This window comes from Erysipelatoclostridium sp. AM42-17 (assembly GCF_003480255.1).
Lineage (GTDB): Bacteria > Bacillota_I > Bacilli_A > Erysipelotrichales > Coprobacillaceae > Faecalibacillus.
Genome location: NZ_QUIN01000034.1, coordinates 1 through 15,251, shown reverse-complemented (window position 1 = coordinate 15,251; position 15,251 = coordinate 1). Strand labels below are relative to the sequence as shown.

Sequence of the window (15,251 nt, the reverse complement as noted above, 5' to 3'; positions counted from 1 at the left end):
TGTATTTACATCCCCTAGATATTTTATAGGTTCCTCCCCACGATATTTTAAAGTGGACCTCTAAGCTACAGATATTTTAATATACCTAAAAAAGAGCATTAGCTCTTTTTTCATTATCTGATAAAATTAGTTCTATGAAATTCTTCTTTTTCAGGTAAACCATATTTTTCTTTACCATCATGAATACATTTCATTAAAAAAGACATATTTCTAGCAAGAACACGCATTGTTTGTAATCCTTCTTCATCTTGTAAGACTTCACCTTGTTCTCTACCATGAATTGAATTCCAATATTGACTTGAAGCAATAGGCATACCCGAAATAGCAAAGAACTTATTAAGTTCATCATATGTAGCAGAAATACCACCACGTCTAGCAATCACCGCACTTGCTCCTACCTTCATCGTTTTATCAAATGAAGTACTATAAAATAATCTTGTTAAAAAAGAAATTAAAGTAGAATTGGCAGAGCCATAATAAACAGGTGTCCCCACAACAAGTCCATCACACTCTTCAAATTTTTTAGCTGTTTCATTTACAATATCATCAAACACACAATGATCTAACTTTGTTTTACATGACATACAGGCAATACATCCTCTTACATCTTTATTTCCTACATGAACAATTTCACTTTCAATCCCTTCTTGGTCAAATATTTTAACCATTTCATCTAACGCTAATTTTGTATTTCCCTTAGGATGAGGGCTACCATTAATAATAAGTACTTTCATCTTCATTCTCCATTTCCCTATATTTATTACATTATTATTTTAGTTCAATAATCAAATAAAGTGCAATATCTTATTCATAATGTTATACTGTCATGCAAAAAGAAGACTAACATCTTGTTAGAATCACTTACTTATATTGTCTAAACATTTTTTCTATTCTGTTTTTCATTTCTTCTTTTAAAGATAAAGGTAAAACAACTTGTACATGATTTTGTAACATCATAAGCCAACCAATCAGACCATCTGATATTAAAACATCTTGAGCCTTTAATAAATAACGTCCATCATATTGTTTAGATACCTGACAGTCTTTGCCAAACTGACTCGCCATTTCTCTTACTACAGTTTGATCAAATAATAACTGTAACTGGTCTCTTTTGCCAGATATATACATATTGACATTATTATTTACTTCACGTTCCATATCAAATTGATCTTGAATATCCACATATTCACTATGATAATTTCTCACTAAGCGCATACGGTCTAAACGATAAATTGATAATTTATCTGGTCGCTTACTAAAATACCCTAATACATAATATTTAGAATCTCTTAAAATAAGACGATAAGGAGAGATAATATAGTATTGAGGATTTTCATGGTTACCATTTTCATGAACTACTTCTTTAAATGTAGCATTTTCAATATCATAACTTACATATTGAAAATAAATATTATGGTGATGGTGAATTGCTTTAATAATGGTTGTTAAGTTAAGTAATAAATCATATTCTAAAGATTGATGAACCGGTTGGTTTAAATGAATACGATCAAGCTGTTTAGTTGAACTCATATTCTTTAATTGTTGTATTAATTGTTTAGCTTCTTTTTCACTTAAACTAGGATTATAGATAATGGTATCGCATAAATATTGTAATTGCCCATCTTCAAAATAATCCTGAATAATACGATAACCTCTTTTTCTAATTGTTTCAATAAGTTGTTTTCCAGCAAATAACATAAATAAATCATTTAAATTTTTAATAGCCTGATAAATCGTTTTAACATTAATAGAAATATCATATTGTATTTCCAACTGTTCTTGTATTTGCATTGCTGGCATAATATCATCTGCATCCTGTAATATCTTTAAAATATAATATAACTTTTCCATTTTTCACCTCTTTATATCATGCAAGAGCGTAGAGAAATCCGGTTTGTTCAAAAAGATTTTCAAATCTTCTAGGAGAATCGTTATAAAGAGCTTGTTGGTATACTTGAAGACGATGGTCAAAGCATACATAAGGTAAATGATGGTAAGCTTGTTTATATTGTTCTTCTAACAATAAGATTTCACTAGCAACATAATGATATCTTTCTTCATCCATTTTAACAATATCTTCGATATTATCGATATATTGTTCTATTTGTTTTGTTTTAAATTTTAATAAATGTCTAATTAAACAGTAGGATTCTACTGAAAAAGATACTTGATCTAGAATATAATAAAATAATTTATATTTATATTCTAATAATGGTTGATATGTTGATTGAATTAAATGATTCATATAAATAAGATGATTTTCAATATCATCAAAAGAAACACTATGATCAATTGCTTTTTTTATATTCATAAATAACCATAATTGAATATCTTTTCTTTTATTTAATTTCTTTTTTAACTGATAAGTATCAATACATTGATTCATGATATCATGTATATCTTGTTCATAGATTTCTTTAGACATTTCTAATAAATATCTTTTTACTTCAATAATTGATTTATTTGTTGCACGTTGATAGCTTCTAAGTTTCATATAGATCGTCTCCTTTTTTACATCTTCATTATAGAAAATATATGAAAGGTACGAATTATATATGACTATATTAACACCTTTTATTTGGAGTTAAAATAAAAAGGACATTATTTTGTCCTTTTTTCTACAAATATCTTAATTTTCTTAGTAGCCTCTTTTAATTGTTCAATACTATAAGCATAAGAAACCCTAATAAATCCTTCTCCTGCTTCACCAAAAGCCGTTCCTGGTACACAAGCAACTAATTGATCTTTTAATAACTCTTCACAAAACTGTTCTGATGTAAGACCAGTAGAAGTAATATTTGGAAAGACATAAAATGCTCCTTGAGGCGTAAATGTCTTTAATCCCATTTCATTAAATGTTTTAACTAAGAAGTTTCTTCTTAACAAATAGGCTTGACGCATTTTTTCGATTTCATGATCACAGTTACGCATAGCTTCAATAGCCCCATATTGTGCTGCCGTTGGCGCACACATGATAACGTATTGATGAATTTTATTCATTAATTTAATGATATATTCATTTCCTAAAACATATCCTAAACGCCATCCTGTCATTGCATAAGCCTTTGAAAAACCACTTACTAAGATAACTTGGTCTTTGATTTCATCAAATGCAGCAATACTACAGAATTGATGTTCATAAGATAATTCAGCATATATTTCATCAGTTATCACCATGATTTCATGTTCTTTAATAATAGGAACAATCTTAGCATAATCCTCTCTTGTCATAAATCCACCTGTAGGATTACTTGGATAATTAAGTAAGATAGCTTTCGTTTTATCAGTAATGGCTGCTTCTAATAATTCTGGTGTTAGTTTAAATTCATTTTCTTCAGTTAAAATAATGTTTTTTACAACTCCACCAGCAAGCTCTACTCCCGGTGTATAAGCAACATAACTTGGTTGTAATAAAATAACTTCATCACCAGGTTCAACTAATGTTCTTAAAGCTAAATCAATCGCCTCAGAACCACCAACAGTAACAATACATTGTTCTGGTTTATAATCTAAATTAAATCTTCTTTTTTGATAATGACATATTTCTTCACGTAATTCGAGTAAACCACGATTAGCTGTATAAAATGTTTTTCCTTTTTCGATAGAGTACATCGCTGCTTCTCTAATTGACCAAGGCGTTGCAAAATCTGGTTCCCCTACCCCAAGTGAAATCACACCTTCCATTTGATTAGCTAAATCAAAGAACTTACGGATTCCACTAGGTTTAATCTCTTTTACTGTTTTATTAACAACTTTTGTAAAATCCATTATGGAGTCACCAATAATCTTTCATTATCATCTTTTTTGTCATCATCAAAACAAATTCCCATACGTTTGTACTGCTTTAAAACAAAAAGTGTAGCTGTTCCGGCAACGCCTTCTAAACAAGCAAGTTTACTTCCAACAAAATGAGCAACTTCTTGCATCGTTTTACCTTGAATAACAGCTAAAAATTCATAACTTCCTGATAATAAATACATTGTATCAACTTCAGGAAACTGATATATCTTTTTAGCGATACGATCATAACCGTATTCTCTTTCAGGATTAGCTGTAATTTGAATTAAAGCAACAACATGATCAGTATTTGTTTTATCCCAATTAATTAAAGTATGATACCCACATATTACATTTTTATCTTCTAATTTTTTTAGTGTTTCTTGTACATTTTCTTCACTTTCGTTTAAGGCGGCCGCTAGATCAGTAACTTCCAATCTTGCGTTATTTTCTATCAATGATAATAGTAATTTTTCATCCATAAAATATCCTCCTCTATTTCATTTTTATAATTATATAACATTTTAATAATGAGGTAAATGTTTCTTTTAGATATTCGATATAAATTTGCTTGTCTAGATAAGAATTCTGGACTATAATAATAATGAGGTGAAAATATGATAATACAAAGTAAAAAAGTATGGATCGCTGATCAATTCATCCCTGCTCAATTAGAAATTGAAGATGGTATTATTAAAGAGATTTATAATTATAATGAAAAAGAAGTGACTAAAGATTATGGTAATTTGAGAATTCTTCCAGGATTTATTGATATTCATTGTCATGGTGCTTATGGTTTTGATACTAACGATGCCAATGAAGAAGGATTAAGAAAATGGACTAAAGGTATTGTAAATGAAGGTGTTACCGGTTTTCTAGCAACAACCCTTACTCAAAGTGAAGAAGTCTTAACTAAAGCCGTAAGTAATGTCGCTAAAGTTGTTGAAGAAGGTTATGAAGGAGCACAAATTTTAGGTATTCATTTTGAAGGTCCTTATTTAAATAAAGCACATAAGGGTGCTCAACCTGAAGAATACTGTGTTAAACCAAATGTAGAACAATTTAAAAGATATCAAGCAGCTGCTCATGGTTTAATTAAATATATAACAATGGCAGTAGAAAATGATGATGATTTTGCTTTAACTCGTTATTGTAGTCAAAATGATGTTGTTGTAAGTATTGGACATTCTGATGCAACATATGAGCAAGCTGTTCAAGCCTTTGCTCATGGTGCTAGAAGTATGACTCATGTTTATAACGCTATGTCTCCTTTTACTCATCGTGCTAACGGACTAGTTGGTGGTGCTTATCGTATTCGTAATATGTATGGAGAAATTATTTGTGATGGTAACCACTCTACACTTGCTGCCTTAAATAATTATTTTACTTCTAAAGGTCCTGATTACAGTATTATGATTACTGATTCATTAATGTGTAAAGGATTCCCTACAGGTACTAAATTTGATTTTGGTGGTCAAGAAGTTGTGATTTACCCAGATGGTAGTGCGCATTTAGTAGAAGCCGGAAATTTAGCAGGTTCTACTTTAAATGTGAATAAAGGTTTAAAAATCTTAATTGAAGATGCTTTAGTTCCTGTTAATTACGCTATTAATGCATGTACATCTAATCCAGCTAGATGCTTACACATAGATGATCATGTTGGTTATATTGGTGTAGGTTACGATGCTGATTTAGTTGTCTTAGAAGATAACTATGATGTCTTACAAACTTACTGCAAAGGGAAAGCTCAGTTAACTAAATAGTTATGAAAGAATACAGCAATGTATTCTTTTTTTCTTGTTTATATTTATGATACAATAATAAAAAAGGAGGAAAGATTATGTCTATTTTTTATGTTTCAAGTTATGGAAAAGGCAATCAAAAAGGAATCTATATTTGTGACTTCAACGAAGAAACAAAACAATTATCTTTAATAGAACATGTACAAACAAAAGATTTTCCTTCATATATGATTCAATCAAATGGAAAACTATATGTTGCATTAAAAAATGCATCAAGATTTAATGATGGTGGTGGCGTTGCTAGTTATTTGATGGAAGGAACTGCACTTGTCCCATACTCATCATTTCAATCTCAAGGAAGATCATACACACATCTTTGTTTAAGTCCTCACGAAGATTATTTATTTACAGCAAACTATCACGTTGGTTCTACAGCATCCTTTACTTTAAAAGAAGGTAAAATTATCAATAAAATTGGCGCTGTTCATCATCATGGTTTAGGACCAGATTTATTAAAAAGACAAACAGGTCCTCATGCACACTGTGTTGGTATTACACCTGATCAAAAATACTTATATAGTGTTGATTTAGGGGCTGATAAAATTGTGATGTATGAATTTGATAATGGGGTTTTAAAAGAAAGAGAAGATTTAAGTCAAGCTGTTTTACCTGGAAGTGGTCCTCGACATATGATATTTTCAAAAGACGGACGTTACTGTTATTTATCCAATGAAATAGCTAATAGCGTAATGGTCTATTCTTATCAAGAAGGACATTATACTTTAATACAGGTTATTCACTGTGTTCCTAGACATTTCCATGGTTTTTCAAGTGCTTCAGCTATTAAGTTATCTCCTAGTGGTAAACATTTATTTGTCTCTAATAGAGGTCATGATAGCATTGTTTTATATCGAGTTAATCAAAATAATGGAAAACTTTCTTTACTTTATATGGTGCATACCGCAAAATCACCACGTGACTTTACATTAGTAGATAATCGTTATTTACTCGTAGGTGGTCAAGATGATAATGTCATTGAACTTCTTACATTTGATGAAGAAAATGAAGAACTAGTTAAAACCGAAAATACATTAAGTATACCTAGTCCTGTTTGTCTTGTCGTCAAGGAGGAAAAATCATGAAATACACAATAGAAGGTGGTAATCTTCCAGTTGTCATATGTCATCTAGATCAAGATGAAAGTATGATTTGTGATAGTGGTGCGATGGCATGGATGGATCCTGATATTGAAATGTCTACTAAAGGTGGTGGCTTTGGCAAAGTATTAAGTCGTATGATTTCCAATGAAACGCTTTTCCAAAATTACTATACAGCTAAAAAACCAGGTTTAATTGCTTTTGCTTCATCGTTTCCTGGTCAAATTAAAGCTGTAGAGATATCACAAGACAAAGAAATCATTATTCAAAAATCTGCTTTTCTAGCTAGTACCAGTCAGGTTCAAACATCTTTATTTTATAACAAGAAATTTTCTACCGGATTATTTGGTGGTGAAGGTTTTGTCATGACAAAACTATCTGGAACAGGCACTGCCTTTTTAGAAATTGATGGTAGCACTGTTGAATATCATTTAATAGCTGGTCAACAAATGATTATTGATACCGGTTATTTAGCCATGATGGATGCAACATGTACACTAGATATTCAATCTGTATCAGGAATGAAAAATAAATTATTAGGTGGCGAAGGTTTTTTCAATACTGTCGTAACTGGTCCTGGAAAAATTGTTTTACAAACAGCACCAATTCCAGCACTAGCAAGAACTCTTGCTCCGTATTTTCCATCCAATAAATAAGAACAATTTTTTGTTCTTTTTTATTTGTATAAATGTTAAAATCTACCCGAGGTGAAATTATGAAACCAATGATTGCTTTTGATATTGATGGGACTTTGATGGATAATGTTCATCATCAAGTATGTCCTTCTACCCTTCAAGCACTTAAACAATTAAAAGAAAATGGATATCCTATTATTATTGCAACCGGTAGAGCTGTAGAATCATTAAAAAGAACAGGTATAGATCAAATTATTAATTGGGATGGCTTTGTGTGTAATAATGGACAAATCATTCTAGATCAAGATTTCAATATTATCGAAGAACATATTATTTCCCCGGAAATAGTCGAAGAATGTATTGATGTAGCAAAAAAACATCATATTCCTCTTGCCTTAAAGATGGAACATCGAATCTTAACTCAAGAACCCGATGATAATGTTTTAAACGCTATTCGCTTATTAATTCTATCCTTCCTCCAGTGGGAACTTATCATGGTCAAAAAGTACAAGCGATGATTGCTTATGGTCCTATGGGATATGATTATGAACCTTTTAGACATATTAAAGGACTTTCTATTCTACCTGGCGTTTCTACATATTGTGATATCACTCATAATCAAGCAACAAAAGCAACAGGTATAAAAAAGCTATTAGAGTTTTATCATTGCGATGAATATATTTGTTTTGGTGATTCAACCAATGATTTAGAGATGTTTAAATATGCTAAAATCTCTTTATGTATGGGACAAGGTGATCCATTAGCCAAAGAGAAGGCAACATATGTGATTGATTCTATTGATCAAGACGGTTTATATAAAGGATGTATCAAAATTGGGCTAATTTAATTTATTTTAGACTAGCCTTTTTTTATAAAATTCGTTATAATAATGCTGTTTTCAATGAGGTGACATTTAAGTGGAAACAGAAAGGATCACAAGAATGAATAAAAGAAACTCTGTGAATCTTTTATTATTGAACGCTATGATTGCGGCAATATACGCAGTTTTAACACTTATGTTGTCGCCCATATCATACGGTGAAATTCAATGTAGAATTTCAGAAGTGATTGTTTTTTTAGCCTTTTATAATAAAAAATACATTCCTGGTTTAACTGTAGGATGTATTATCGCTAATTTATTTTCACCACTTGGAATGGTTGATATTTGCTTTGGTACTTTAAGTACAATTATTGTTTGTATTGCCATGTACAAATCTAAAAACCATTATGTAGCTGCTGCTTTAGGTGCTATTATTACAGGTATCATTGTTGGTAGTGAACTTGCATATGTCTACTCAATTCCATTTGTTATTAACGCTATTTATGTAGCTATTGGTGAAGCTATCATTTTATTTATTAGCGCATTTATTTTTAAAGGTTTAGAAAAAAACAATAAATTTATTTCAATGATAAAAGAATAAAGTACTTGCGTAACGCAAGTACTTTTTTTATTGATATTCTTCACTAAAGAAGACTTGATGCCATAATGAAAAACAATAAATTGTCCAAACTTTTTTATAATAATCATGTTTATGATTTTTATGATCATCTAACATAGATATTAATTTTTGATCATCAAATAATTCTTTAATAATTGGTGTTTGTAATCCTTCATATACTTTCTTATATAAGTCATCTTCTCTCATCCATTCTCTAAGTGGAACTGGGAATCCTAATTTCTTTTTCTTATAAGCTTCATTAGGAATGACTTTTTTAGCAGCTTGTCTTAATAAGACTTTTGTATTTTCTTTAGTTACTTTTTGATTATCTTTTAAAGTTGAAGCGACTTCAAAGACTTCCTTATCAGTAAATGGCACACGGCTTTCAATAGAATGAGCCATTGTCATCTTATCACCCTTTTGTAAGATATCCTTAACAAACCATGTTTGTAAGTCAAAACTTTGTCTTTTTTGAATATTCGTTCCTTTCATTCCTTCAAATACAGGTCCCACAATATCTTTATGTGAATGTAAATGAGATGAATCTCTTAATAAATGTTTACAATCTTGAACAGAGAATACAGGGTTAACACCTACATAATAATCCTCTACTCTTTCACCATTACGAATTAAAAATGGTACACCTTTAACTGAAGGTAAATGTTTACATATTTTAGAAATAAAATGTCTGATACCAAAAGGAAGCTTTCCATAAATACCACTATCAATGTCTCCACGATATGTATTATATCCACCAAAGAATTCATCAGCACCTTCTCCCGATAAAACAACTTTAACATCTTTGCTTGCTAGTTCACTAACAAAATATAATGCGACAGCTGCTGGATCGGCTGTTGGTTCATCAAGATGATACATAATTTTAGGTAAGACTTCTAAGTATTCTTCTTTTGAAATAATTTTACTTTTATTTTCAATTCCTAATTGTTGTGTTAAATCTTTAGCATAACTAATTTCATTATATCTTTCATCACTATAACCTACTGTATAAGTATGTTGAGGACGAGCTAAAGATACTAGATATGATGAATCAATACCACTGCTTAAGAAAGATCCTACTTCAACATCAGCAATTAAATGATGTTTAACTGAATCTTTCATAATTTCATCAATCGCTTTAATCATTTCTTGATCTGTTTTATACTGGTCTTTGAATTCAACTTTATAATAACGTTGCATATCAAATTGACCATCTTTATAAACAAAATAATGTCCAGGTAATAATTGTTTTACATTTTTAAAGAATGTATTTTCACCTGCTACAAAGTTCATTTGTAGATAGATATCTAAAACATCTTTATTTAATTCTTTATGAAAATCAGGATGATCTAAAAATGCTTTAATTTCACTACCAAATAATAAGTGTTCTTGATCATAATAGTAATAAAAAGGTTTAATACCAAATTGATCACGGGCACAATATAATTCATGTGTTTCACTATCATATAAGGCAAATGAAAACATTCCTCTTAAATATGATGCTGTATCATATTTATGTTCTTGATACATATGTAAAATAACTTCAGTATCAGATTCTGTTTGAAATTCATGTCCTTTTGCGATTAAATCTTTTTTTAATTCTTTGTAGTTATATATTTCTCCATTAAAAACTAATACATATTTACCATAATGCATTGGTTGTTTTCCATTAGATAAATCAATAATTGATAAACGTTGATGTCCTAACGCTACATAATCATCAATAAATTGTCCTGATTCATCAGGTCCACGATGTTTAATACGTTCCATCATTTTAGATAAATCTTCTTTTGAATGATCATTTGTATGATAAAAACCTACTATTCCACACATAATTCTTTCTCCTATTTTTGATGTTACCTCTTTTAAGGTGTTTTCATTGTATCACATATGCCTATCTATTTCATTAAGATATGCAAAAAAGAGATTAAGTGTAATTTTAAATAAAATTACACTTAACTCTTTTTATTTTAATTTTGTAATATCAACTAATGATGTTTGTCCTTTATGACGTTTTTCTAAACAGTTGATTAATGCTTGAGCAGTATCTAATGATGTATAAATTGGAATACCTGCTTCAACAGCAAATCTTCTGATAACAAAACCATCTTTTAAGTTATCGTTTCTTGTAGGAATATCGATAATTAAATCAACTGTATCTGTTAACATCAAATCAAAGATTGTATTTGTTTTATCAGCGATACGATTTATTTTTGATACTGGAATATCGTGTTCTTTTAAGAAATTATATGTTCCTTCAGTTGCATATAAATCATATCCAAACATATAGTATTGTTTAGCGATTGGTAAGAATTCTTCTTTTGCACTATCTTTAATTGTACAAATAATATTCTTTTTCTTAGGTAAGTTAATACCTGTTCCCATGAACGCTTTATAAATAGCTTCATCAAAATCTTTAGAAATACCTAATACTTCACCTGTTGATTTCATTTCAGGTCCTAAGCTAATTTCAGCACCTTTAATCTTTTCAAATGAGAAGACTGGCATTTTGATAGCTACTGTTTCTTTTTCTGGTGCTAAACCATATTCATATCCTTGTTCTTTTATTGTTTTACCCATAATAACATGAGTAGCCACATCAACAACTGGAATATCAGTTACTTTTGAAATATAAGGAATTGTTCTTGAAGAACGTGGGTTAACTTCAATAACATAAACTTGATCTTCATATACAATAAATTGAATATTAATTAAACCAATAACATGTAAAGCCTTAGCAAGTCTTTCAGTATAATCAACAATAATTTGTTTAATTTCTGGTTTGATTTTTTGAGTTGGATAAACTGAAATACTATCACCACTATGAACACCAGCTCTTTCTACGTGTTCCATAATACCTGGAATTAATACTCCATTTTCATCACAAATTGCATCAACTTCAACTTCTTTACCAGCTAAATATTTATCAATTAAGATTGGATGTTCTTGATATTGACGATTAATGATCTTCATGAATTTCTTAATATCACCGTCATTTAAAGCAATTTCCATACCAGCTCCACCTAATACATATGATGGTCTTACTAAGACTGGATATCCTAAACGATGTGCTGTTTCAATAGCTTCTTCTGTTGTAAAGACTGTCGAACCACGTGGACGATCAATATGACATTTTTCAAGAATTTCATCAAATCTTTCTCTATCTTCAGCAGCATCAACATCATCAGCAGATGTTCCTAAAATCTTAACCCCCATTTCCATTAAAGCTTTAGTAAGTTTAATGGCTGTTTGTCCACCAAATTGAACAATAGCACCATCTGGTTTTTCAATATCAACAATACTTTCTACATCTTCTGGTGTTAATGGTTCAAAATATAAACGATCAGCAATATCAAAGTCAGTTGATACTGTTTCTGGGTTATTATTAACGATGATTGTATCATATCCTGCTTCTTTTAATGCCCATACACAATGTACTGAACAATAATCGAATTCAATACCTTGTCCAATACGAATTGGTCCTGAACCAAGTACCATAATCTTTTTCTTTTCATCTTGAGGATCAACTTCGTTGTATCCACCATGAACTGAATAATAATATGGAGTTGAAGCATCAAATTCTGCTGCACATGTATCAACTGTTTTATATACAGCAACAATATCATGATCTTTTCTCATTTGATGAACATCTTGTTCAGATTTATTTGTATAATCAGCAATAACACGATCAGGGAATTCTAAACGTTTTGCTTCTTTTAATAAATCAATTGTTAATTCTTGAGTTTTAATTTTATTTTCTACTTCTACTAAGTGTTTAATTTTATCAATAAACCATTGATCGATCTTTGTAATATCATGAATTTCTTGTTCACTAATACCGTTTCTTAATGCTTCAGCAACAACAAATAAACGATGATCATCAACATTTTTTAATTTATCTCTTAATTGATCATGTGGTAATCCATCTACTTCAGGAATATGTAAATCATAAATATTTTGTTCTAATGAACGAATAGCTTTCATTAAAGCTCCTTCGAAGTTATTACAAATACTCATAACTTCTCCTGTTGCTTTCATTTGTGTTCCTAATTCTCTTGAAGCACCAACGAATTTATCAAATGGCCATTTAGGAATCTTACATACAATATAATCTAATGTAGGTTCATATGAAGCATATGTTTTTCCTGTTACCGCATTAACGATTTCATCTAATGTATATCCTAAAGCAATTTTAGCAGCTAACTTAGCAATAGGATATCCTGTTGCTTTAGAAGCCAAGGCTGAAGAACGAGATACACGAGGATTTACTTCAATAACGCAATATTCAAAACTATTTGGGTTTAATGCATATTGAACGTTACATCCACCTTCAATATTTAATGCAGTAATAATGTTTAAAGCCGAACTTCTTAACATTTGATATTCTTTATCAGATAAAGTTTGACTTGGAGCAACAACAATACTATCTCCGGTATGAACCCCTACAGGATCTAAGTTTTCCATATTACATACTGTAATACAGTTTCCAGCGCTATCACGCATCACTTCGTATTCGATTTCTTTCCATCCTGCAATACATCTTTCAATTAAACATTGGCTAACACGTGATAAACGTAAACCATTTGAACAAATATCATGTAATTCTTTTTCGTTATTAGCAATACCTCCACCAGTACCTCCTAATGTATAGGCTGGTCTAACAACAACAGGATAACCAATTTTTTCAGCAAATTCTAATGCATCATCAACATGATTAACAACAATTGATGCTGCACATGGTTCATTAATATTTTCCATTAATGTTTTAAATTCTAATCTATCTTCTGCTAATTTAATTGTATCTGTAGATGTACCAATTGTTCTAACATGATGTTTTTCTAAGAAACCTTCATCGGCTAATGCCATCGCAATATTTAAAGCATTTTGTCCACCTAATGTAGGTAAAATACTATCTGGTTTTTCTACTTCAATTAAATGTTTAACAACAGGTACTGTTAAAGGTTCAATATAAACCTTATCAGCAATATCCTTGTCTGTCATAATTGTTGCTGGGTTGGAATTAATTAAGATAACTTCTACCCCTTCTTCTTTTAAAGCTCGACAAGCTTGAGTTCCTGCATAATCAAATTCGGCAGCTTGACCAATAATAATTGGTCCTGAACCAATAACTAATACTTTTTTAATACTTTGATCTCTTGCCATCTTATTCTCCCTCCATCATTTTTACAAATTCATCAAATAATGCATCGGTATCTAAAGGACCTGCACAAGCTTCTGGATGGAATTGTACAGTCTTAATATTTTCATTTAAATATTGCATACCTTCAATTGTTTTATCATTAACATTGATAAACCAAGGTTTAGCAATATGACTATCAATAGAATCTTCACTGATAACATAGTTATGATTTTGTGTCGAAATATAAACACGTCCAGTATTTAAATCTTTAACTGGGTGATTGGCACCATGATGTCCATATTTTAGTTTTTCAGTATGGAAGCCATGAGCTAATGCCATTAATTGATGTCCTAAACAAATTGCAAAGATTGGTAATTTGCTATCAATTAATTTTTTAATTTCTTCAATAATTTGTGTATTTTCTTCTGGATCCCCTGGTCCATTTGATAACATCACACCATCATAGTTTCCTTCAATAATTGTACTTGCTGGTGTACTAGCAGGATATACTGTTACTTCAATTCCCCTATTTGCTAGTGATTTAGCAATATTTTTCTTAGCCCCAAAATCATATAAAGCCACTTTTAATGAACCTTCTCCAACTGTATAAGGAGCGTCACATGTTGTTTTTTCAACAACACCTGTTACTTTAAAGGCATGAATTTTTTCTAATACTTCAGATAAATCATCGTATTGAGTTGTTGTAATCATTCCATTCATACAACCTTTATTTCTAATAATTTTAGTAATATGACGTGTATCAACACCTTGAATACATGGAATATCATGCTCAATTAAATAATCTTTTAAATCAATATTTTTTCTAAAATTACTTCCTAAACGAGCAAGTTCGTTTACAACAAATCCTTCAACATGAGGTTGATTAGATTCTTGATCATCTAAACATACACCATAGTTTCCAATTAATGGATAAGTCATGACAACCGATTGCCCTGCATATGATGGATCAGTTAAAACTTCTAAATATCCAGTCATTGAAGTATTAAATACAAATTCACTGATAACTTCTTTTTGAGCCCCTACACTTTCTCCCTCAAAAACACTACCATCTTCTAAAATTAAGTAACCTTTCATTCTAATCCTCCTTTTTGGTTATAAAAAAACATATCAATAACAAGACTGATATGTTAATTATGAAAAATATAAAAACGAGACTTAAGATTCAATTGTTGAAAACCATATTTATGCGAAATCTTTTCCATATGTCTCATCCCTTTCTATTCCTGTATAGTATAGTAGAAATGATGACAATATTCAAGATATTTTTTATATTTATAATTAATAATTATCCACCGGCTTAGCCGGTGGTTTTCTGTTTCGGGCATAGCCCTGCTCCTAGAGCT

Annotated in this window: 14 protein-coding genes; 6 read left to right on the top strand and 8 right to left on the bottom strand. The window is 30.3% G+C overall.

All coding sequences use genetic code 11. From position 1 onward, the window contains the following. Window positions 1-113: 113 nt before the first annotated feature. The 5 genes from DW911_RS10420 to DW911_RS10400 form a co-directional block, all read right to left on the bottom strand. Window positions 114-734, bottom strand: a complete 621-nt coding sequence (locus DW911_RS10420; RefSeq protein ID WP_118434120.1) for a flavodoxin family protein — start codon at window positions 732-734, stop codon at window positions 114-116. 127 nt (window positions 735-861) lie between these two features. Beyond that, window positions 862-1,851, bottom strand: a complete 990-nt coding sequence (locus DW911_RS10415) for a helix-turn-helix transcriptional regulator (protein WP_118434119.1) — start codon at window positions 1,849-1,851, stop codon at window positions 862-864. A 16-nt stretch (window positions 1,852-1,867) separates the two neighbouring features. Next, entirely contained in the window at window positions 1,868-2,494 is a 627-nt protein-coding gene (locus tag DW911_RS10410) for a hypothetical protein (RefSeq protein ID WP_118434118.1), read from the bottom strand. A 107-nt stretch (window positions 2,495-2,601) separates the two neighbouring features. After that, a complete protein-coding gene (locus DW911_RS10405) occupies window positions 2,602-3,768 on the bottom strand; it encodes an aminotransferase class I/II-fold pyridoxal phosphate-dependent enzyme (protein ID WP_118434117.1) in 1,167 nt (388 codons plus the stop codon). Then, on the bottom strand, window positions 3,768-4,259 hold the full coding sequence (locus DW911_RS10400) for an Lrp/AsnC family transcriptional regulator (RefSeq protein WP_118434116.1): 492 nt from the start codon (window positions 4,257-4,259) through the stop codon (window positions 3,768-3,770). The genes DW911_RS10405 and DW911_RS10400 overlap by 1 nt, the downstream gene beginning before the upstream one ends. A gap of 135 nt (window positions 4,260-4,394) precedes the next feature. On the opposite strand from DW911_RS10400, the gene nagA reads away from it, so the two are divergent. From nagA to DW911_RS10375, 6 genes are all read left to right on the top strand, one after another. Next, a complete protein-coding gene (nagA, locus tag DW911_RS10395; RefSeq protein WP_118434115.1) occupies window positions 4,395-5,540 on the top strand; it encodes an N-acetylglucosamine-6-phosphate deacetylase in 1,146 nt (381 codons plus the stop codon). 77 nt (window positions 5,541-5,617) lie between these two features. Next, window positions 5,618-6,661: a lactonase family protein gene (locus DW911_RS10390; protein ID WP_118434114.1), complete on the top strand. Its 1,044-nt coding sequence runs from the start codon at window positions 5,618-5,620 to the stop codon at window positions 6,659-6,661. Next, entirely contained in the window at window positions 6,658-7,332 is a 675-nt protein-coding gene (locus tag DW911_RS10385) for a TIGR00266 family protein (protein ID WP_118434113.1), read from the top strand. The genes DW911_RS10390 and DW911_RS10385 overlap by 4 nt, the downstream gene beginning before the upstream one ends. A gap of 59 nt (window positions 7,333-7,391) precedes the next feature. After that, complete coding sequence (locus DW911_RS11210; RefSeq protein WP_233543074.1) at window positions 7,392-7,829, top strand: HAD family hydrolase; 438 nt, start codon at window positions 7,392-7,394, stop codon at window positions 7,827-7,829. Next, the gene (locus DW911_RS11205) at window positions 7,826-8,158 is read left to right on the top strand and encodes an HAD family hydrolase (protein WP_233543072.1); all 333 of its coding nucleotides are present in this window, start codon (window positions 7,826-7,828) and stop codon (window positions 8,156-8,158) included. The genes DW911_RS11210 and DW911_RS11205 overlap by 4 nt, the downstream gene beginning before the upstream one ends. A 70-nt stretch (window positions 8,159-8,228) precedes the next feature. Continuing rightward, entirely contained in the window at window positions 8,229-8,732 is a 504-nt protein-coding gene (locus DW911_RS10375; RefSeq protein WP_335673712.1) for a QueT transporter family protein, read from the top strand. A 27-nt stretch (window positions 8,733-8,759) separates the two neighbouring features. Here the strand turns inward: DW911_RS10375 and asnB are convergent, their stop codons facing one another. From asnB to DW911_RS10360, 3 genes are all read right to left on the bottom strand, one after another. Continuing rightward, a complete protein-coding gene (gene asnB / locus DW911_RS10370) occupies window positions 8,760-10,580 on the bottom strand; it encodes an asparagine synthase (glutamine-hydrolyzing) (RefSeq protein WP_118434111.1) in 1,821 nt (606 codons plus the stop codon). Between the two features lie 132 nt (window positions 10,581-10,712). Continuing rightward, the gene (carB, locus tag DW911_RS10365; protein ID WP_118607786.1) at window positions 10,713-13,910 is read right to left on the bottom strand and encodes a carbamoyl-phosphate synthase large subunit; all 3,198 of its coding nucleotides are present in this window, start codon (window positions 13,908-13,910) and stop codon (window positions 10,713-10,715) included. 1 nt (window position 13,911) lies between these two features. Then, entirely contained in the window at window positions 13,912-14,982 is a 1,071-nt protein-coding gene (locus DW911_RS10360) for a carbamoyl phosphate synthase small subunit (RefSeq protein ID WP_118434109.1), read from the bottom strand. Between the last annotated feature and the right edge of the window lie 269 nt (window positions 14,983-15,251).

Excerpts from the sequence above, each read along its gene's own strand:
- carB (WP_118607786.1), bottom strand. The coding sequence starts at position 13,910 with ATGGCAAGAGATCAAAGTATTAAAAAAGTATTAGTTATTGGTTCAGGA.
- nagA (WP_118434115.1), top strand. The coding sequence starts at position 4,395 with ATGATAATACAAAGTAAAAAAGTATGGATCGCTGATCAATTCATCCCT.
- asnB (WP_118434111.1), bottom strand. The coding sequence starts at position 10,580 with ATGTGTGGAATAGTAGGTTTTTATCATACAAATGATCATTCAAAAGAA.
- DW911_RS11205 (WP_233543072.1), top strand. The coding sequence starts at position 7,826 with ATGATTGCTTATGGTCCTATGGGATATGATTATGAACCTTTTAGACAT.
- DW911_RS10405 (WP_118434117.1), bottom strand. The coding sequence starts at position 3,768 with ATGGATTTTACAAAAGTTGTTAATAAAACAGTAAAAGAGATTAAACCT.
- DW911_RS10385 (WP_118434113.1), top strand. The coding sequence starts at position 6,658 with ATGAAATACACAATAGAAGGTGGTAATCTTCCAGTTGTCATATGTCAT.
- DW911_RS10400 (WP_118434116.1), bottom strand. The coding sequence starts at position 4,259 with ATGGATGAAAAATTACTATTATCATTGATAGAAAATAACGCAAGATTG.
- DW911_RS10410 (WP_118434118.1), bottom strand. The coding sequence starts at position 2,494 with ATGAAACTTAGAAGCTATCAACGTGCAACAAATAAATCAATTATTGAA.
- DW911_RS10415 (WP_118434119.1), bottom strand. The coding sequence starts at position 1,851 with ATGGAAAAGTTATATTATATTTTAAAGATATTACAGGATGCAGATGAT.
- DW911_RS11210 (WP_233543074.1), top strand. The coding sequence starts at position 7,392 with ATGAAACCAATGATTGCTTTTGATATTGATGGGACTTTGATGGATAAT.
- DW911_RS10360 (WP_118434109.1), bottom strand. The coding sequence starts at position 14,982 with ATGAAAGGTTACTTAATTTTAGAAGATGGTAGTGTTTTTGAGGGAGAA.
- DW911_RS10390 (WP_118434114.1), top strand. The coding sequence starts at position 5,618 with ATGTCTATTTTTTATGTTTCAAGTTATGGAAAAGGCAATCAAAAAGGA.
- DW911_RS10420 (WP_118434120.1), bottom strand. The coding sequence starts at position 734 with ATGAAAGTACTTATTATTAATGGTAGCCCTCATCCTAAGGGAAATACA.